Source organism: Ewingella sp. C233 (assembly GCF_055407225.1).
In genome coordinates, this window is sequence record NZ_JBUZRI010000001.1 from 624,819 (window position 1) to 644,510 (window position 19,692).

Annotated in this window: 15 protein-coding genes; 12 read left to right on the top strand and 3 right to left on the bottom strand. The window is 55.2% G+C overall.

Annotation, left to right across the window (positions count from 1 at the left end):
• Positions 1 to 21 precede the first annotated feature (21 nt).
• The 3 genes from ACZRKO_RS02950 to eptB all read left to right on the top strand — a co-directional run bounded on the left by ACZRKO_RS02950 (position 22) and on the right by eptB (position 4,046).
• Complete coding sequence (locus ACZRKO_RS02950) at positions 22 to 693, top strand: heavy metal response regulator transcription factor (protein WP_463735768.1); 672 nt, start codon at positions 22 to 24, stop codon at positions 691 to 693.
• Entirely contained in the window at positions 690 to 2,144 is a 1,455-nt protein-coding gene (locus ACZRKO_RS02955) for a heavy metal sensor histidine kinase (RefSeq protein WP_463735769.1), read from the top strand. The genes ACZRKO_RS02950 and ACZRKO_RS02955 overlap by 4 nt, the downstream gene beginning before the upstream one ends.
• A 237-nt stretch (positions 2,145 to 2,381) precedes the next feature.
• Positions 2,382 to 4,046 (top strand): kdo(2)-lipid A phosphoethanolamine 7''-transferase, encoded by a 1,665-nt coding sequence (eptB, locus tag ACZRKO_RS02960; protein WP_463735770.1) that lies wholly within the window; start codon positions 2,382 to 2,384, stop codon positions 4,044 to 4,046.
• A gap of 78 nt (positions 4,047 to 4,124) precedes the next feature.
• On the opposite strand, the gene ACZRKO_RS02965 is transcribed toward eptB, so the two are convergent.
• Positions 4,125 to 5,072 (bottom strand): aminoimidazole riboside kinase, encoded by a 948-nt coding sequence (locus ACZRKO_RS02965; RefSeq protein ID WP_463735771.1) that lies wholly within the window; start codon positions 5,070 to 5,072, stop codon positions 4,125 to 4,127.
• 242 nt (positions 5,073 to 5,314) lie between these two features.
• Here ACZRKO_RS02965 and ACZRKO_RS02970 point away from each other — a divergent pair, with 242 nt between their 5' ends.
• The 5 genes from ACZRKO_RS02970 to ACZRKO_RS02990 all read left to right on the top strand — a co-directional run bounded on the left by ACZRKO_RS02970 (position 5,315) and on the right by ACZRKO_RS02990 (position 11,912).
• Positions 5,315 to 6,898, top strand: a complete 1,584-nt coding sequence (locus tag ACZRKO_RS02970) for a carbohydrate porin (protein ID WP_463737451.1) — start codon at positions 5,315 to 5,317, stop codon at positions 6,896 to 6,898.
• 76 nt (positions 6,899 to 6,974) lie between these two features.
• Positions 6,975 to 8,345 (top strand): sucrose-specific PTS transporter subunit IIBC, encoded by a 1,371-nt coding sequence (locus tag ACZRKO_RS02975; RefSeq protein ID WP_463735772.1) that lies wholly within the window; start codon positions 6,975 to 6,977, stop codon positions 8,343 to 8,345.
• On the top strand, positions 8,345 to 9,754 hold the full coding sequence (locus ACZRKO_RS02980) for a sucrose-6-phosphate hydrolase (protein WP_463735773.1): 1,410 nt from the start codon (positions 8,345 to 8,347) through the stop codon (positions 9,752 to 9,754). The genes ACZRKO_RS02975 and ACZRKO_RS02980 overlap by 1 nt, the downstream gene beginning before the upstream one ends.
• A gap of 30 nt (positions 9,755 to 9,784) precedes the next feature.
• Positions 9,785 to 10,810 carry a LacI family DNA-binding transcriptional regulator gene (locus tag ACZRKO_RS02985; protein WP_463735774.1) on the top strand — a complete coding sequence of 342 codons (1,026 nt, stop codon included), beginning with the start codon at positions 9,785 to 9,787 and terminating at the stop codon, positions 10,808 to 10,810.
• A gap of 4 nt (positions 10,811 to 10,814) precedes the next feature.
• Positions 10,815 to 11,912 (top strand): endonuclease/exonuclease/phosphatase family protein, encoded by a 1,098-nt coding sequence (locus ACZRKO_RS02990; RefSeq protein WP_463735775.1) that lies wholly within the window; start codon positions 10,815 to 10,817, stop codon positions 11,910 to 11,912.
• Between the two features lie 58 nt (positions 11,913 to 11,970).
• Here the strand turns inward: ACZRKO_RS02990 and ACZRKO_RS02995 are convergent, their stop codons facing one another.
• The gene (locus ACZRKO_RS02995) at positions 11,971 to 14,019 is read right to left on the bottom strand and encodes a choline transporter (protein ID WP_463735776.1); all 2,049 of its coding nucleotides are present in this window, start codon (positions 14,017 to 14,019) and stop codon (positions 11,971 to 11,973) included.
• Between the two features lie 236 nt (positions 14,020 to 14,255).
• Between ACZRKO_RS02995 and betI the strand changes: the two genes are divergently transcribed.
• From betI to ACZRKO_RS03015, 4 genes are all read left to right on the top strand, one after another.
• On the top strand, positions 14,256 to 14,855 hold the full coding sequence (betI, locus tag ACZRKO_RS03000; RefSeq protein WP_463735777.1) for a transcriptional regulator BetI: 600 nt from the start codon (positions 14,256 to 14,258) through the stop codon (positions 14,853 to 14,855).
• Between the two features lie 32 nt (positions 14,856 to 14,887).
• Entirely contained in the window at positions 14,888 to 16,360 is a 1,473-nt protein-coding gene (gene betB, locus ACZRKO_RS03005) for a betaine-aldehyde dehydrogenase (RefSeq protein WP_463735778.1), read from the top strand.
• Between the two features lie 25 nt (positions 16,361 to 16,385).
• A complete protein-coding gene (gene betA, locus ACZRKO_RS03010) occupies positions 16,386 to 18,071 on the top strand; it encodes a choline dehydrogenase (protein WP_463735779.1) in 1,686 nt (561 codons plus the stop codon).
• A gap of 112 nt (positions 18,072 to 18,183) precedes the next feature.
• Positions 18,184 to 18,660, top strand: a complete 477-nt coding sequence (locus ACZRKO_RS03015) for a GNAT family N-acetyltransferase (protein WP_463735780.1) — start codon at positions 18,184 to 18,186, stop codon at positions 18,658 to 18,660.
• Here ACZRKO_RS03015 and ACZRKO_RS03020 read toward each other — a convergent pair.
• Positions 18,646 to 19,602 carry a LysR family transcriptional regulator gene (locus ACZRKO_RS03020; protein WP_463735781.1) on the bottom strand — a complete coding sequence of 319 codons (957 nt, stop codon included), beginning with the start codon at positions 19,600 to 19,602 and terminating at the stop codon, positions 18,646 to 18,648. The genes ACZRKO_RS03015 and ACZRKO_RS03020 overlap by 15 nt on opposite strands.
• Positions 19,603 to 19,692: the final 90 nt, after the last annotated feature.

Sequence of the window (19,692 nt, forward strand, 5' to 3'; positions counted from 1 at the left end):
ATTGGATGATGAGTTGCGCGCATGCGGATACTGGTTATTGAAGATGACATCAGCACCGGCGACTACCTGAAAAAGGGGTTGGGCGAGGCGGGGTATCGCGTGGATCTGGCGCGTAACGGCGCGGACGGCCTGTTCCTGGCGCTGGAGGAGGGCTATGACGCCGTGATCCTCGACGTCATGCTGCCAGGTCTTGATGGCTGGCAGGTGATGGAAGTACTGCGCAAAAAAAGTGACGTGCCGGTGCTGTTTCTTACCGCGCGTGACGAAGTGCAGGATCGCATCCACGGGCTGGAACTCGGCGCTGATGATTATCTGATCAAACCTTTCTCATTCACGGAACTGGTGCTGAGGATCCGCACCTTGCTGCGTCGCCCGACAGCCCGCGAGGCGGATACCTATTCGCTGGCGGATCTGCATCTGGACGTGCTGCGCCGCCGCGTTACGCGCCAGGATCAGGTGATCGCACTCACCAATAAAGAATTTATGCTGCTGCACTTACTGATGCGCCGTGAAGGCGAAGTGCTGTCGCGTACCATGATTGCTTCACAGGTGTGGGATATGAATTTCGACAGTGATACCAACGTAGTTGACGTGGCGGTCAAACGCCTGCGCGCCAAAATAGACCGGGCGTTTGAGGTCAAGCTGATCCACACCGTGCGGGGCATCGGTTACGTTTGCGAAGTGCGCGCATGAATCTCTCCTCCACCGCTGCCGCTTCCCGACCAAAACGCGCTATGTCGCTGACCCTGCGCGCAACGCTGCTTTTTGCGCTGATCGCCGCTCTGGTGGTCAGTGCCGTCGGTTTCTATCTTTACTATTCGATGGAAAAAGAACTTATCCGCCGCGCCGATTATCAGGTAACCGGACGGGTGCAGTATTTCCGTCATCTGCTGAGCAATGATTTCCCGCTGTCACAGCTTAGCCGCAGCCCTGAGCTGTTTGAAAATATGCTTGGCAACGAGCGGGATATCCTGCAATTCCGGCTGGAAAATCAGCCGCCGATCATCAACGTCAATCCGTCGCGCCTGCCTTTGCCGGACGTTAAACCGGTGGCCGATGGCCGTGAATTAACGCTTGATACCGTTCACCACCTTTCGGCTCCCGACGGCACGCCGGTACGCTTTACCTCTGCCGCGGTGCGTATGCAGGATGGCCGGACGGTAGACATTGCTGCCGCGCATTTCATGACCGGTGAAGCGCAGATGCTGGTGGCGTTCCGTCTGGAGATCATCGGCGCGGTGATCTTCGCCTATATCCTGATTGCCGTGCTGGGCTTTGGCGTGATCCGCCGGGGGTTACGGCCGCTGCGAAAAATGGCGCTGGAAGCGGCGCAGATCCACCCGACCAGCCTCTCTACGCGCCTGAGTTCTGAAGATGCGCCGCAGGAGTTGCAGCAACTGATCCACTCTTTCAACGCCATGCTCGACCGTCTGGCAGAAGGCTATGCGCGTCTGACCCAATTTTCTGCCGATCTGGCTCATGAGATCCGCACACCGGTGGGCGCGCTGATGGGCCATTGTCAGGTGGCACTCTATCAGCCGCGCAGTACCGAAGAGTACGAAACGCTGCTGGCAAATAATATGGAGGAACTGGAGCGGATTTCGCGCATGGTGGAAAATATCCTGTTTCTGGCCCGTGCGTCCCATGCCCGTTCGGTGCTCAATATCACTGCGCTGGCGCTGGCTTCAGAAACCACCCGCGTAGCAGATTACTTTGAAGGGCTGGCCGAAGAGCGCGGTATGCAGCTGGTCTGCAAAGGTGGCGGCACATTGTACGCCGATGCCATTTTATTCCAGCGTGCGCTGAGTAATCTGGTGGCGAATGCCATTCGATATGGCGATGAAAATACGCAAATTTGCGTGCAGGTGGAGCAGGGCGGGCAGGCCACGCGTGTTCATGTGAACAGCACCGGTGTGCCGATCCCGGACGGTAAGCGTGAAAAACTGTTTGACCGCTTCTACCGCGCCGATGCCTCGCGCAGCGAAGGCGGCAGTTCTAACGGTCTGGGACTTTCTATTGTGCAGGCCATCATGGCGCTGCATCAGGGAAGCGTGACGGTGCAGAGCCTCGAACACGGGCAAACCCGCTTTACTTTGCATTTTCCGGCCATCCATGAGGAAAGCATCCCCACGTTTTCTCAATAATTTCTCAACGAACTTCAAAAAAATGTAAAAAAACCGCATTTTTAGGTTCTTGAAATATAAACATTTCATCAATCACGTTACATTATTACATTGACTGAAATGATTGAAGCCGAAACAAATGCCTCGGTTGCTGGTCAGAATAAGTTATCGACGTGTACTCTGGCGCCAGTTTTTGACACTTCGACACGCGCGGGTTGTACAACGCACACTGACTTTTAAAAAGAGCTTCACTCACTGATGCAAAAATTACGCTTACTTTCGCAACAGAAAATTTCTTTATTTATTGCGCTTTACCTGGGGATCCTGCTTAACCTTCCGATTTTCTTCCGTCGCTTTGGCCAGTTGCATTACGACAACCTGTTGTCCATCGCGGTAGAAATGCTCGCATCGTTCGCTCTGGTCTACTTCCTGACATTACTGGTTTCCTTCACCGGTAAAACCGTTTTCCGCTTGCTGCTTAGCCTGATTGTTATTTCGTCAGCAGCGGCCAGTTACTACATGATCCTGTTCAACGTCGATATCGGCTACGGCATTCTGGCGGCAGCGCTGGCGTCGGACTCGATCGACCTGTCTAAAGAGTCTATAGGCACGCACTTTGTGGGGTGGACGGTGCTGTTCAGCCTGGTGCCGCTGTTGCTGCTGTGGGGCAGTAAAATGCCTGGCGCGGCGCTCAAAGAGAGCTCCCCGAAAGGCTTGCTGAAAAAAGGGGTGCTTCTCGTGGCGGCGGGTCTGGTGTGCTATCTGCCGCTGCAACTGATGGGCAAAGTGCAGGATAAACATGACTTGGTGAATAACCGCATGATGGCCAGCTACGGCGGCGTGGTGGCGGGAACCTATTCACCCTCCAACTGGCTTTCGGCACTCGGTCTGTTCGCGTACAGCTCTTACAGCAAAGCTGAAGACACTAAAAACCTGTTCGATCCGGCCAAACACTTCACTTACGTTCCCCCAAAAGATGTCAAAGATCTCTACGTGGTGTTTGTGATTGGTGAAAGTGCGCGCCGCGACCACATGGGCCTGTACGGTTATGACCGCGACAACACGCCTTACCTGAGCAAAGAGAAAAATCTTGCCGCTTTGCAGGGCTACTCCTGTGACACTGCTACCAAACTTTCACTGCGATGCATGTTTGTGCGCGAAGGCGGGGCGTCTGAAGCACCGCAACGTACGCTCAAAGAAGCTAACGTTTTCTCCGTTCTAAAGAGTAACGGCTGGAGCTCAGAACTTTACTCCATGCAAAGCGAAGCCTGGTTCTACAACAAAACCCGCGCCGATGACTACTCGCTGCGTGAGAATATCGCCTCAGAGAAGCGTAACGCCGGTAAACCCGTGGACGACATGCTGCTGGTCGATGAGATGAAAGACTCGATGGATAACCATCCGCAAGGTAAGCATCTGATCATTTTGCACACCAAAGGCTCCCATTATCTCTACTCAGACCGCTACCCGCGTTCATTTGCCAAATATCAGCCTGAGTGCATGGGCATTGATGATTCCTGTTCCACTCAGGAGATGATCAACGCCTACGATAACTCGCTGCTCTATACCGATTACTTCCTCGAGCAGGTGTTTAACCAGCTGCGCGATAAGAACGCCATCGTGTTTTATGCGTCGGATCACGGCGAGTCAATTTCCAAAAGTATGCACTTCCACGGCACGCCGCGCGACCACGCGCCACCGGAGCAGCGTACGGTGCCGATCATGGTCTGGGCGTCAGACAAATTCCTGTCAGACGATCAGAACCGCGCCGGTTTCCAGCAGTTGCAGAAACTGGCTGCCGAGAAAAAACCGGTATTCCATGAAAAGCTGTTTGACTCGATTCTGGGCTGTATCGGTTACACCTCGCCAAACGGCGGGATCGTCGAGCAGCGTAACTGGTGCCATGTGCCTGCCAGCCAGTAATTACGTGCAGTAAAGCCAAAACCGACGCCGCCGTTTCGTCTTCAGCAGATGAAACGGCGGCATTTTTTTATAGGAATGTTATGCGAATGCCTGACGGGTAAACGCACGCAGCGCGGCGGCATCAGGCAGGGCGGTCATGGCCCCTTTCGCCGTGGTCGCCAGCGCGCCACAGCTTATGGCCTGACGGATAATTGCCCGCCACTGCACCTGTGAATACTCCTCTTCCCCTTGTGCCGCCAGCCCTGCCAGCAAACCGGCCACAAACGCATCACCCGCGCCGGTGGTATCCACGGCTTTCACCGCAGGAGCAGGATAGTGCTTCAGTGAGGCATCCTTTTGCTGGTAAACCAGCACGCCCTCTTTGCCCTGCGTTACCAGCAATAACGCCGGATTGCAGTGCTGGCACAGGCGGATAATCCCCTCTGAAATCAGTGCCTCACCGGTCAGATAAGCCAGCTCATCCTCAGAAACTTTCACAATGTCTGCCAGCGACAGCGCCTGAAGCAGGCACTCGCGCAACTGCGTTTCGTCTGGCCATAAATCATGACGGATATTGGGGTCAAAGCTCACTTTCCCGCCTGCGTTTTTCATCTGCGCCATCGCCAGAAAGGCTGAAGATCGCGATGGCTCAGCGCAAAGCGAAATAGAACAGAGATGCAGAAACTGGCCCGCACTGAAGGCCGGAATATCGGCCGGTTGCAGGAACAGATCGGCACTCGGGCGTACCATAAACGTGAATGAGCGTTCGCCACTGGCATCATTTTCCACCACCACCGTCGACGTGCGGTGAAAAGGATCGCGGTGCATAAAGTCGGTATTGACCGCTTCGTCACGCAGTGTCTGGCATAAAAAACGCCCGAAAGGATCCTCTCCCACGCGGCCAATAAAGGCGCTGTCGCCGCCTAAACGGCTGATGCCTACCGCCACGTTCGCCGGTGCACCGCCCGGACATTTTAGCAACTGGTTATCCCCTGCGGGGATCAAGTCCACGACGGCATCACCCATCACCCAAACACGATTTATCATCATCACTCCCTGCGTTAATTTCCTGCCGGATAAAATAGAAGAACCGGTTTAGCATGGCAAGCGTATTTGATAACAAGTGAATAAACGCTTATTTGCCAGCACGATCACATTTACAGAACAAAACTGGCAAACATCGTTGCCTGATGAAGCCCTGAATGATTATGGTGTGCAGGAAAACCAGTTTAGCAATTTAGCAAACTGGTATTTCCACATAATAATGACATCTCTTCTGGGATATAAAAATAATGATGAAACCACGCTATCTGGCTGTTGCTATTGGACTTATTCTTTCAGGGGCTGCGCAGGGTGCAGAACCTTCTGCCAGCGCCATCGAAGCGCGGTTCGATGCGCTGGAAAAACGTTTGCAACTGGCTGAAAGCCGGGCTGCCAAGGCAGAGGCCCGCGCCACGGACGCGGAACGGCAGGTGAAAAGGCTGGAAACACGCACCACCAGCAATGAGCAGAAAACCCAAGAGGTGGCGAAACATGCCGAGAGCACAGAAAAACAGACCGCCGAAGTGGCTAAACGCACCGAAGCGTTAGCCAGCAACAGTAAAATCAAAGAGAGTAGCAACAGCGGCTTTGAGTTCCACGGTTATGCCCGTTCAGGCATCATCATGAATGACTCCGGCACCTCGACCGAAAGCGGACCTTACGTCACGCCAGCCGGGCAAACCGGCGGTGCGGTCGGGCGTCTGGGTAACGAAAATAACACCTACGTTGAGCTGAATCTGGAGCATAAACAGCAACTGGCCAGCGGCGCCACCACCCGTTACAAAGTGATGCTGGCTGATGGGCAGCGCAGCTACAACGACTGGACCGGAGAAACCAGTGACCTCAACGTGCGTCAGGCCTTTGTGGAACTCGGATCCCTGCCGACGTTTGGCGGCGCGGTGAAAGATTCCACGCTGTGGGCCGGTAAGCGTTTCGACCGCGACAACTTTGATATTCACTGGCTGGATTCCGACGTCATTTTCCTCGCCGGGACCGGTGGCGGTATCTATGACGTGAAGTGGAGTGAGAACCTGAAAAGTAACTTCTCGCTCTACGGGCGTAACTTTGACGACCTTGATGACGGCAATAATCACGACGACACACGCATCGAGAACTACATCTTCACCGCCAATAACTACGCCGGTCCGTTCCAGTGGATGGTCAGTGGTTTACGCGCCAAGAATAATCAGGATCGAGAAAACAGCGGCGAAAACGTTAACAGCCATGCCGCCGATACCGGTTTCCATACCATGCTGGCGTACCACGGCGACAGCTTCTACGGTCTGCGTGACGGTACGTCCAAAACTGCGCTGTTGTACGGCCACGGTTTAGGGGCAGAAGTGAAGGCACTGGGAGCGGACGGTCATCTGACCGACGACGCCAGCACGTTGCGTCTGGCCACTTACGGCATCACGCCTCTGGGTAAAAACTGGAGCATTGCCCCGGCCATTCTGGCTCAACAGAGCAAAGACCGTTATGTATCAGGAGATGACTATAAATGGCTAACTTTCAACACCCGTCTGATTCAGGAGATCACCGAAAACTTCGCGCTGGCCTACGAGGGCAGCTACCAATATATGGATCTCGACCCGCAGGGCTATAAAAACAACAACAAAGTGAAAGGCGGTTTCTATAAGCTGACATTCGCCCCAACGTTCAAAGTGGGAGATATCAGCGATATTCTCAGCCGCCCTGAAATACGTCTTTTTGCCAGCTACATGGACTGGAGCAAAGAGCTGGATAACTACTCCTCCAGCGATGCTTTCGGTACCGATGGCTTTATCTCCGGCGGGCAGTGGAACTTCGGTATCCAGATGGAAACCTGGTTCTAAGCCGGCAGGATTTTGCATCACCAGGACACGCCTGAATTCATCAGGCGCTGTCGTTCAGGGTAATAAAAGGAATGCTATGAATATCAACGCAATTGCCAGTGAACTGCTGCCGTTATTGGGCGGAAAAGAGAACATTGCCAGCGCTGCGCACTGCGCCACGCGCCTGCGTCTGGTGCTGGTGGATGACAGCCTGATCAACAAAAGCGCCATTGAGAAAGTGGAAGGCGTTAAGGGCTGTTTCAGTAATGCCGGGCAGATACAGATTATTTTCGGCACCGGGCTGGTCAACAAAGTCCATGCCGAATTCATTAAAGTGGCGGGCATTAGCGAATCGAGTAAATCGGAAGCGGCCAATATTGCGGCGCAAAAGCTCAATCCGTTCCAGCGTCTGGCGCGCATGTTGTCGAATATCTTCGTGCCGATCATTCCCGCCATTGTGGCTTCCGGCTTATTAATGGGCCTGTTGGGAATGGTAAAAACCTACGGCTGGGCCAATGCGGACAGCGCTATTTTTATCATGCTCGACATGTTCAGTTCGGCGGCGTTTATCATTTTGCCGATCCTGATTGGTTTTACGGCGGCCCGCGAATTTGGTGGTAACCCGTATCTGGGCGCGACGCTCGGCGGTATTCTCACCCATCCTGCGCTGACCAATGCCTGGGGTGTGGCGGGTGGGTTCCATACCATGAACTTCTTTGGTCTGGATATCGCCATGATTGGCTATCAGGGCACGGTGTTCCCGGTGCTGCTGGCGGTGTGGTTTATGAGCTTCATCGAAAAGCGGCTGCGAAAAATTATTCCCGATGCGCTGGACTTGATCCTCACGCCGTTTTTCACCGTGGTGATTTCCGGTTTTATCGCGCTGCTGATCATCGGGCCAGCGGGGCGCGCGCTGGGTGATGGCATTTCCTTTGTACTCAGCACGCTGATCACCCACGCGGGATGGGTGGCGGGCCTGCTGTTTGGCGGGCTGTATTCAGTGATTGTGATCACCGGCGTTCACCACAGTTTTCATGCGATTGAAGCCGGACTGCTCGGGAACCCAAATATCGGCGTTAATTTCCTGTTGCCGATCTGGTCGATGGCTAACGTGGCGCAGGGCGGTGCCTGTCTGGCGGTGTACTTCAAAACCCGCGACGCCAAAATTAAGGCCATTGCCGTACCCTCGGCTTTCTCGGCCATGCTGGGCATTACCGAGGCGGCAATCTTCGGGATTAACCTGCGCTTTATGAAACCTTTCCTGGCCGCACTGGCCGGTGGCGCACTGGGCGGCGCATGGGTCGTGGCGATGCACGTTAACATGACCGCCGTCGGGCTGACCGGTATCCCGGGGCTGGCGATTGTGCAGGCCAGTTCCATGCTCAGTTACATCATCGGTCTGGGGATTGCCTTTGGCAGCGCCTTCTTCATCTCGCTGCTGCTGAAATATAAAACGGAGAGCGAATAATGCCAGAAGCTTCTTTACTCAAACAGGCGCTGCGTGCAGTCATGTCAGGGCAGGAGAAGGCCAACGCTGACCCGCACCGCCCGGCGTGGCATCTTGCGCCACCGGTGGGTTTGCTCAACGACCCGAACGGGTTTATTCAGCATAACGGCCGTTTTCATCTGTTCTATCAATGGAATCCACTGTCCTGTACGCACGGGGCGAAATACTGGGGCCACTGGAGCTCGGCGGATTTAGTCCACTGGCGGCATGAACCGGTGGCGCTGGTGCCGTCCGAAGCGTATGAATCCCACGGCTGCTACTCGGGCTCAGCGGTGTCTGACAACGGCACGCTGACGCTGGTCTACACCGGCAACGTCAAATACCCCGACGGGAAGCGCACTGCGTTCCAGTGTCTGGCGCGTGAAAATGAGCGCGGAGAGTTTGATAAAACCGGGCCGGTGCTGCCTTTGCCCGCAGGCTACACCGGACACGTCCGTGACCCGAAAGTCTGGTGGCATGACGGCCTGTGGTACATGGTGCTTGGTGCGCAGGACCTTAGCTTACAGGGGAAAGTTCTGCTGCTGCGTTCGGCACAGTTAACTTCCTGGGAGCGCGTGGGAGAAATCGCCGGTTCCGGCCTGAACGGGCTGGGCGATTTTGGCTACATGTGGGAGTGTCCGGATCTGTTTGCGCTGGGTGACACTGACGTGCTTATCTGCTGCCCGCAGGGGCTGACGGCGCAAAGTGAGCGGTATTTGAATACGTTTCAGGCCGGATATTTTACCGGCCAGTTGGATTATCAAACCGGTGCTTTTCCACACGGCGAATTCACCGAACTGGATGCTGGTTTCGAATTCTACGCACCACAAACCACGCTCAGTGACGACGGGCGGCGGCTGCTGTTTGGCTGGATGGGCATTCCGGATGGCGACGAACTTTATCAGCCGACGGCGCCGCTGGGCTGGATACACACCATGACCTGTCCGCGTGAGCTGACCCTGCACGACGGTAAGATTTATCAACAACCGGCCCGCGAGCTTCACCAACTGCGGGGTGCGGAACACGTGTGGCAGGGTGTGGCAGAAGACGCGCCGCAGTGGGATATCTCGCAGGCGGAGTTGCTGATTCAAACCGGCAAGCCTTTCAGTGCCGATCTAAGCGGGGTGCTTGCGTTGCAATGGGATGGCGAACGCCTCACGCTTTCACGGCGTAATTTGCGCAGCGGGGAAAAGGATCATCGCTACTGGCGCGGTGAACTGCGGGAGTTACGCCTGCTGTGCGACCACTCCAGCGTAGAGATTTTTATCAATCAGGGGGAAGCGGTGATGACGTCGCGCTATTTCCCGGCTCACCCTGCACATATTCGCTTTACGGGTCAGGAGAGCATCGCGCTGCGCTACTGGTCGTTGTCGGATTGCGTGATAGAATAAAACTCTTTCCGGACAATAGAATATGGCGCAGTGAAAAAAAGCAAACGCATCACTATCAGCGGTATTGCAGAACTGGCTGGCGTGTCGAAATCGACTGCCAGTCAAGTGCTTAACGGGCACAGCAAAAAATTTCGTATCTCGGATGCTACCCGCGATCGCGTCCTCGCCGTGGCGGCTGAACACCATTATCAACCGAGCATTCATGCCCGTTCGCTGAATGTCACGCGCAGCTATACGCTGGGACTGGTGGTGCCGGAGATGACCAACTACGGCTTTGCGGCCTGCTCTAATGAACTTGAAAACCTGTGCCGTGAAAACGGTATGCAGCTGCTGATCGCCTGTACGGATGAAAATACCAGTCAGGAAATGATGGTGGTCAACAACCTGATTCAGCGTCAGGTTGACGGTCTGATCGTCGCCTCCAGTATGCTCAATGACGCGGAATATCTGAAAATCAGCCAGCAACTGCCGGTGGTCCTTTTCGACCGTCACATTAGCGATACCCAACTGCCGCTGGTGGTCTGCGAAGCCATTGAGTCTTCGGCTGCACTGGTTGAAAAGGTCGCGAGACATCAGCAGGAGGAGTTCTACTTCCTCGGCGGACAACCGCGTATTTCCCCGACACGCGACCGTCTGGCGGGCTATCAGCTCGGACTGGAGCGCGCCGGCGTCAGCCTCAAGCCCGAATGGATCCTCTACGGCAATTACCATCCGGGTTCCGGCTACGAGATGTTTGCGAATCTCTGTGCGCGTCTCGGTCGGCCTCCGAAGGCGCTGTTTGTCGCCTCCTGCGGGCTGATGGAAGGGGTGTTGCGCTACATGAGCCAGCATAAGTTGCTGGAGAGTGATATCCACTTGTGCAGCTTCGATGACCACTACCTGTATGACTCTCTCTCGGTGAAAATTGATACCGTCGCACAGGACTGCCGGGCGCTGGCGATCCACTGTTTTGAGATGATCACCGGCCTGATTAACGAGCAGCCACCGGCACAGAATCAGTGTTATCTTTCTCCGCAACTGCACTGGCGTCATGCCGATACCCTGAGTGAGTCCTGATTTAATGTATACACTTCGAATTATAGTCAGCGTGCTGACGGTTATTATGACGCTGCTGACCTTGTTGCCGCTGTCGAAAAATCAGCGCTGGTGGGTGCGGGTGTGGGATTTCCCCCGGCTGCAAATGGCCACATTGTCACTGCTTTTCCTGCTGACGGAGCTGTGGATTTTGCCGCTCGGTGGGCCGCTGGCAACGCTTATCGTGCTGCTGTCGCTGGCCTGTATGCTCTATCAGGCGTGGTGGATTTTACCTTATACGCGACTGTATCGGGTGCAGGTCAAAAAGACGATCCCTAACGGCCACCCGCGCCTGAAAATCATTAACTGCAACGTGCTGATGACCAACCGTGAATCTGCTCGTCTGCTGGACATTGTGAAAGAACAGCACCCGGATATTCTCGTCCTGCTGGAAACCGATCAGTGGTGGGAAGACCAGATGGCACCCATCGAAGCGGATTATCCTCACAGCCTGAAGTGCCCCCTCGACAATTTGTATGGGATGCACGTCTATTCGCGCCTGCCGATTTTTAACGGAAAAATACAGTTTCTTGTGGCCGATGGCATTCCATCGATGCACTTTCGCGTTGAACTGACTTCGGGCGATCACGTGATCCTGCACTGCCTGCATCCGATGCCGCCAAGCCCGACGGAAGATGACGAATCGACCAACCGCGATGGCGAGCTGGTCGCTGTCGGTCACACCGCCGCGCGCGCGACCTATCCGACCATCGTCACCGGTGATCTGAACGACGTGGCATGGTCACGCACCACGCGGCTGTTTATGAAAGTCAGCGGCCTGCTCGATCCGCGCCGTGGCCGCGGGATGTACAACACTTTCCACGCCAGCTATCCGTTTCTGCGCTGGCCGCTGGATCACGTATTCCACAGCAAAGAGTTCACCCTGATTGACCTGCAACGCCTGCCGCCAATGGGGTCCGACCATTTCCCGATCATGGTGGAACTGGCGCTGACGCCGCAGGAAGGCAGCACGCAGGAGACACTGGAAATCGACAGCGAAGATCTTGAAGAAGCCGAGGAAAAGCTGGCAAATGCCGGGGTAAAGATTAACGATGTCCACCGGGCGGAATTAGCCCGCGCATAACGCCGTCAGCCAGAAAACAAAAACCCGCTTGCGCGGGTTTTTTTATGCCTGTGTGGTCTTACTCGGGAAACGTCAGCGTATTGCCCGGCGCCTCGCGGTTAAGATGCAGGAAGTTCAGGTGACGCTCGTACTGATCAAGAATGTCGTTGATCACCTGATGCTTGGTGAAATCCATCAAATCGTTACCCTGTGTGCCTTCCAGCAGGAAGGTTTCGAGGCGGTAATAATGTGATTTCCCCGAGCGTGCTCGGTAGGTAAAGCCCGGCACCGCATAGCGCACCGGCCAGATCTGATAGACAAAGTTCTGCTCTTCACCCAGCGCCACAATCAGCTCGAGGTGATTGAGTTTTTCGTCTTCCACCGGTTCATGCTCGTTGAACTCCACTTTGGCCCCGCGCAGTTTCAGCTCCTGTGCCACGTCGAGCATCGCCGGGCGACACACCAGATCCATCATGCGCTGAGTATGCGTGGTGCCCGGATAGTTCATCACCCGCGACAGGCGCTGTTTCCAGTTCAGCACCGCGTCACCGCCCGCCGCGGGCATCGGTGCCAGCGATTGCAGCGTACTGGCGCGGCGGAAATCTTCGAGGCGCAGCGATTTATACAATCCGGCCATGATGAAGAAAATCACGAAACTGAACGGCAGTCCCATGATCACCGTGGCGTTTTGCAGTGCAGACACCCCGTCGGTCATCAGCATTCCAAGCGTCAGAACCCCGATGGTGATCGACCAGAAGATCCGCAGCCAGTTCGGCGCATCGTTGTTGATATCCGCCAGTTTCGAGGTGAAGTTACCCAGCACCAGCGAGCCGGAATCTGCCGAGGTGACATAAAACAGCAGACCGGTGATCGTCGCGACCGAGGCACTCAGCGTAAAGCCCGGATACTGGGCCAGCAGGCTGTAAACCCCGCGTTCAGGATGGGCAATCACTTCGTTGGCGAAATCGAGATTGCCGTGAATGATCTGGTACAGCGCGCTGTTTCCGAAAATCGACAGCCACAGCAGGGTGAAGACGAACGGAATGATCAGCGTCCCCAGCACGAACTGACGGATGGTGCGCCCGCGTGAAATACGCGCCAGGAACAGGCCGACAAACGGGGACCATGCTACCCACCAGGCCCAGAAGAACAGAGTCCAGCTGTTCATCCATTCGGTCGGACGGTCAAAGGCAAAGGTGTTGAGCGTCATGCCCATAAAGCGGTTGATGTAGTCGCCGATGTTCAGCACCAGCGCATTAAGCAGAAACTCGGTATTGCCGAAGAACAGCAGGAACAGGATCAGCCCCAGCGCCAGCAGCACGTTCAGCTCGGACAGAATACGGATGCCTTTATTTACCCCGGAAGTGACTGAGATCGTCGCCATCACCACCGAGAGCAAAATCAGCGATGCCTGCACCGTCAGGTTTTCCGGGATCTGGAACAGCACTTTCAGACCGTAATTGAGCTGTACGACACCGATACCGAGCGTCGTGGCGATGCCAAAAATGGTCCCGACGACGGCGGCAATATCCACCGTGTGGCCAATTGGGCCATAAATACGTTTGCCGAAAATCGGGTAGAGCGCTGAGCGGATGGTCAGCGGCAGATTATAGCGGTAGCTGAAGTAGGCTAGCGCGATGCCCATCAGGGCGTACATTGCCCAGCCGGTCAGACCGTAGTGGAACAGCGTCCAGGTCATCGCCTGGCGTGCGGCTTCCAGCGTCTGGCCCTGGCCTTCCGGGGGCAGCATATATTGCGTCACCGGTTCGGCGACGGAGAAGAACATCAAATCGATGCCAATCCCGGCGGCAAACAACATAGCAGCCCAACTCATCATGCTGAATTCGGGTTTGGATTGTTCAGGGCCGAGTTTGATCGAGCCGAAGCGCGAACAGGCAATGAACACTACAAACACGATGTACAGCGTAGCAGCCAGCATGTAATACCAGCCAAAAGTAGCAGACACCCAGTTGAGTGATCGGCTGAGCCATTTTCCCGACAGATCGGTGTAGAAAATAGACATCAGCGTGAACGCCAGAATTAACCCGGCAGAAGTGAAAAACACCACCTTGTTGAGCTCGTCACGTGGTTTATCGGACAGTTTGTCAGTCTTATCGACAGAAGCCATCGTATCCCCTGTTATATGAATTATTAACTTAATTTCAATCAATTAGAGCAAATATCAATGCAATTAGCATACAAATTACTAACGTATTGGTAATAAAATATATGCATTTTTGATTGAACGTTCAATCAAAAAAAAGTTAAATAGAGTCAGCACCAAGGTTAAGAACGTCCGGAGTTACCGTTAAAAAACGCGAGTAAAACGGTTTCCGGAAGACCTATTTTTCAGGAGTCGGACCCATGCCCAAAGTAGGAATGCAGCCCATCAGACGGCAGCAATTGATTGAGGCAACACTGGCGGCAGTCAACGAAGTGGGGATGCATGAAGCCTCTATTTCGCAAATTGCCCGTCGCGCTGGCGTTTCCAACGGCATCATCAGTCACTACTTTCGTGACAAGAATGGATTGCTGGAAGCCACCATGCGTTATCTGCTCAGTCATCTGGGGGAGGGGGTTCAGGAACGGTTGTCGCGGCTCGACGACAACGCCCCAACGGCGCGGTTACATGCCATCGCCGAAGCGAATTTCGACGACAGTCAGACCAACAGCGCGGCAATGAAAACCTGGCTGGCCTTCTGGGCCAGCAGTATGCATCACCCGCAGTTGCATCGCCTGCAACAGGTGAACAGCCGCCGGCTCTATTCAAATTTATGTTCTGAATTCAGGCAGTTTCTGCCTAAAGACGCGGCGCGTTTAGCCGCCAAGGGCATGGCCGGGCTGATTGACGGCCTCTGGTTACGGGCCGCGCTCAGCGGCAAAGCGTTCAACCGCGATGAGGCGTTACAAATCACCTATTGCTTTATTGAGTCACAAATTTCGCAGCCACGCCCGGCTGCCTGAATTCAGACCGCACTGACCGAGGAGAACAGCATATGTCACGCTACGGCACCCAAAAACTGTATATCGATGGACGCTATCAGGAAAGCACCGGCAACGAGACGTTTGATGCCATCAACCCGGCCAACGGCGAAGTGATTGCCACGCTGCCAAACGCCACTGCCGAAGACGTGGATTTAGCCGTCAGCGCTGCGCGTCAGGGCCAGAAGGTCTGGGCGGCGATGACCTCCATGCAGCGCTCGCGCATTTTGCGCCGCGCGGTGGATATTCTGCGTGAACGCAACGACGAACTGGCCGCCATAGAAACAGCGGACACTGGCAAGCCGCTGTCCGAAACAACGGCGGTAGACATCGTCACCGGCGCGGACGTACTTGAGTATTACGCGGGGCTGATTCCGGCTCTCGAAGGTCAGCAAATCCCGCTGCGCGATTCTGCATTTGTCTACACCCGCCGCGAACCGCTGGGCGTCGTGGCCGGTATCGGTGCGTGGAACTACCCGATTCAGATTGCCCTGTGGAAATCTGCGCCTGCGCTGGCGGCCGGTAATGCCATGATTTTCAAACCGAGCGAAGTGACTTCGCTGACCGCACTGAAACTGGCTGAGATTTACACCGAAGCCGGTATGCCGGATGGCGTCTTCAGCGTGGTTACCGGCAGCGGCGCCAGCGTAGGGCAGGCTCTGACTGACCATCCGCACATTGCTAAAATCTCCTTCACCGGCGGTGTCACCACCGGCAAGAAAGTGATGGCCAGCGCGTCAGCCTCAACCCTGAAAGAGGTCACGATGGAGCTTGGCGGTAAATCTCCGCTGATTATCTTCCCGGACGCCAATCTGGATAAAGCCGCTGATATCGCCATGATGGCGAACTTCTACAGCTCCGGTCAGGTTTGTACCAACGGCACACGCGTGTTTGTTCCTGCTGCGCTGAAAGGCGAATTCGAAGCCAAAATCCTTGAGCGCGTGCAGCGTATCCGTCTGGGTAATCCGACCGACGAAAACGTTAACTTCGGCCCGTTGGTGAGTTTCGCGCACATGGAATCCGTGCTGCGTTATATCGAAAGCGGCAAGAGTGAAGGAGCCCGCCTGCTGGCCGGTGGCGAGCGCATGAACACCGGCGAGTATGCCAAAGGCGCTTATGTTGCCCCGACGGTCTTCACCGACTGCCGAGATGACATGACCATCGTGCGCGAAGAGATCTTCGGGCCGGTCATGAGCATCCTGACTTACGAGAACGAAGACGAAGTGGTGCGCCGCGCCAACAATACCGAATACGGTCTGGCCGCCGGGCTGGTGACGCAGGATCTGAACACCGCGCACCGCGTTATTCATCAGCTGGAAGCCGGTATTTGCTGGATCAACACCTGGGGCGAATCTGACGCAGCCATGCCAGTCGGAGGCTATAAGCACTCCGGCGTCGGCCGCGAGAACGGCATCAGCACCCTTGAACATTACACACAAGTTAAATCCGTGCAGGTTGAGCTGGGCGAATTCAGTTCGGTCTTTTAATCCGCCTTCCGCATAGGAGAAATCAATGGATTACGATTACATCATTATTGGTGCCGGTTCTGCCGGCAACGTATTAGCGACCCGATTAACCGAAGACAGCAACGTCAGCGTACTGCTGCTCGAGGCCGGTGGCCCGGACTACCGCATGGATTTTCGCACCCAGATGCCTGCGGCACTGGCCTTCCCATTGCAGGGGAAACGCTATAACTGGGCGTATGAAACCGACCCTGAACCCTACATGAATAACCGCCGCATGGAATGCGGGCGCGGCAAAGGGCTGGGCGGCTCGTCACTGATCAACGGCATGTGCTACATCCGTGGCAACGCGATGGACTTCGACAACTGGGCCACCGCACCGGGTCTGGAAGACTGGAGTTATCTCGACTGCCTGCCGTATTTTCGTAAAGCAGAAACCCGTGACATCGGCCAGAATGATTTTCACGGCGGCGAGGGTCCGGTGAGCGTTGCGACGCCAAAGAACGGTAACAATCCGTTGTTCCACGCGATGGTTGAAGCGGGCGTGCAGGCCGGTTACCCGCGCACCGAAGACCTTAACGGTTATCAGCAGGAAGGTTTCGGCCCGATGGACCGCACGGTGACGCCGAAAGGACGACGCGCAAGCACCGCCCGTGGCTATCTGGATCAGGCCAAACCGCGCGCCAATCTGACCATTGTGACGCACGCGCTGACCGACAAAATCCTGTTCGAAGGGAAACACGCCGTGGGCGTCAGCTATTTTAAAGGCGACGAATACAACGCTAAAACCGCCAACGCCAAACGCGAAGTTCTGCTGTGCAGCGGCGCGATTGCATCACCGCAGATTTTACAGCGCTCCGGCGTCGGACCGGCCGCACTGCTCAACGGTCTGGGTATTCCGTTGGTGCATGATTTGCCGGGTGTCGGCGAAAACTTGCAGGACCATCTGGAGATGTATCTTCAGTACAGCTGTACCCAGCCGGTGTCGCTCTATCCGGCGCTTAAATGGTTTAATCAACCGAAAATTGGTGCCGAATGGCTGTTCAACGGAACGGGCGTCGGGGCCAGTAACCAGTTCGAGGCGGGCGGTTTTATCCGCAGCCGAGAAGAATTTGCATGGCCGAATATTCAGTATCATTTCCTGCCGGTAGCCATCAATTACAACGGCAGCAATGCGGTGAATGAGCACGGATTCCAGGCCCACGTAGGTTCGATGCGTTCCCCCAGCCGGGGCCGCGTGCAGGTGAAATCGAAAGATCCGCGTCAGCATCCGAGCATCCTGTTTAATTACATGTCGAGTGAGCAGGACTGGCATGAGTTCCGCGATGCTATCCGCATCACCCGTGAAATCATGGCGCAACCGGCGCTGGACCCGTATCGCGGGCGTGAAATCAGCCCAGGTGCAGATGTGCAGACCGATGAACAGCTCGATGCTTTTATCCGCGAGCATGGTGAAACCGCTTTCCACCCGTCCTGCTCATGCAAGATGGGCAACGATGAGATGGCCGTCGTGGACGGGCAGGGCCGGGTGCACGGGATGCAGGGTTTGCGTGTTGTAGATGCCTCGATCATGCCGCAAATTATTACCGGCAACCTGAACGCGACCACTATCATGATCGCTGAAAAAATTGCCGATAAAATCCGCGGGCGCGAGGCATTACCCAAAAGTACGGCGGAATATCATGTCGCGGGTGACGCTCCGGCCAGAGGAGAACAGGTTAAATCATCTAGTTGATGAATAGCTTTATGGCTTTTGGCGCATTAGCCTGATAAAAGGGATGATCTTCGGATTATCCCTTTTTTTGGGCCGTATTGTTATGGTCCTGATGGCAGGAGCTTTATTCTTTATGACTGATTTAGCGAAAGATATCGTCTGGCAGGATTTACACCACAGTAAGCTCAGCGCGACGCAGCTTTACGCCATTCTGGCCTTGCGCAGCGAAGTGTTTGTGATTGAGCAAACCTGTGTTTATCAGGATCTCGATGGCCGTGACCTCATCGGTGACAACCGCCATGTGATTGGCTGGCAAAACGGTGTGCCGGTGGCCTATCTGCGCATCCTCAATCTGGATGGTGAAGTCGCGATTGGCCGTGTGATCATCGCCCCGGCGGCTCGCGGTTTGAAACTGGGCTACCAGTTGATGGAAAGGGCGCTCGCTTCCTGTAAAAAACACTGGCCCGGTGCGCAGGTGATTCTTTCCGCGCAGGCGCACTTACAGAAGTTCTACGGGAGTCTGGGGTTTGTGGCCTATACGGAGATTTATGATGAAGATGGTATACCGCATATAAGTATGAAACTTGAGGGAGTTTCAGGGGCCCTTTAAAAGCCGGTTTGGATGGCAACCCCATTCCTCATTTCCAAATTTCTCCAACAGAAAATCAATCACCGCCCGGACTTTAATCGATGGCTTTTTACTGTTCGGATAAACGGCCGAGATGGTTTGAACCTCCAGCGAGGTGGACACCTGATACGTCTCCAGCACGCTGACCAGGCGGCCTTCGTGTAAGGCATCGCCTATCAGCCATGTGGGGAAGACCACCAGCCCTATGCCGTCGATGGCGGCCTGTGTCAGGGTCTCCGCATTGTTGCTGGTCAGTACGCCCCGCAAAGTGTAAGGCTCCCAGGCTTCATGGGGCTGGCGGAAGAACCAGCGCTGGGAACCCGCGAAACCTTTAAACACCAGACAACTGTGCTGCGCCAGTTCCGTTGGCGACGTTGGGATCCCGGCGCGGGCCAGATAGGCCGGGCTGGCAGCCAGCGAAAAGTGCTGATACCCGAGCGTGCGTGACTGCAGGCTGGAGTCGGCCATAACGCCAATGCGGATCAGCAGGTCGGTAGCGTCATGCAACGGGTCGATAAAATCATCGGTCTGCATCAGTTCAATTTGCAATTTAGGGAAGCGGGCGCACAGCTCATGCAGCCAGGGAGCAATATGGCGCTGGCCGAAAACCACCGGCGCATTGATACGCACCATCCCGCCCGGTTCCAGATCCTGCTCCTGCAACCCTCGCATCGCTTGCTCCAGTTGATCCAGAACCTGACGGGCATGATGGGCCAGCAACAGGCCCGATTCCGTCGGGCTGACGGCACGGGTGTTGCGGTAGAGCAGTTGCGTCTGCAATGCCTGTTCCATCTGCTGGATCACCCGCGAAATGGAGGAGGGCGACATCGCTTCGCGGCGTGCGACTTCGGAAAAACTCCCCTGATCCACCACGGCGACAAATAACCGCAGGGACCTGAAATTGAGCTGACTAAAATCTTCCATCAGTGCGTATCTCGCAAAAGTGTTTTCATTATTATCCTGTTTTTCGCAATGCAGTGCCAGGTTATAGTCCGCTTCTTTTTCGGGCAATAA